Source organism: Burkholderia sp. BCC1047 (assembly GCF_902833155.1).
In the GTDB taxonomy this organism is placed as follows: domain Bacteria; phylum Pseudomonadota; class Gammaproteobacteria; order Burkholderiales; family Burkholderiaceae; genus Burkholderia; species Burkholderia sola.
Genome location: NZ_CADFEH010000086.1, coordinates 1 through 341 on the forward strand (window position 1 = coordinate 1; position 341 = coordinate 341).

General features: G+C 65.1%; 1 pseudogene. It reads left to right on the plus strand.

Annotated features, from left to right (window positions below):
* A pseudogene (locus tag HWX55_RS35920) lies at positions 1 to 341 on the plus strand (electron transfer flavoprotein-ubiquinone oxidoreductase); the annotation flags it as partial.

Consider the following 341-nt stretch of genomic DNA (forward strand, 5'->3'; position numbering starts at 1 on the left):
CGCGGCCACCTCGGCCGCCAACTGATCTCGACGTTCAAGCTCGACGCGAACGCCGATCCGCAGGCGTACGGGATCGGCATCAAGGAACTGTGGGAAATCGATCCCGCGAAGCACAAGCCGGGCCTCGTGATCCACACGGCCGGCTGGCCGCTGAAGTCCGACACGTACGGCGGCTCGTTCCTGTATCACATGGACAACAACCAGGTCGTGGTCGGCTTCGTGGTGGGCCTGGGCTACACGAACCCGTACCTGTCGCCGTTCGAGGAATTCCAGCGCTACAAGACGCACCCGTCGATCCGCGCGTTCCTCGAAGGCGGCAAGCGCGTGTCGTACGGCGCGCG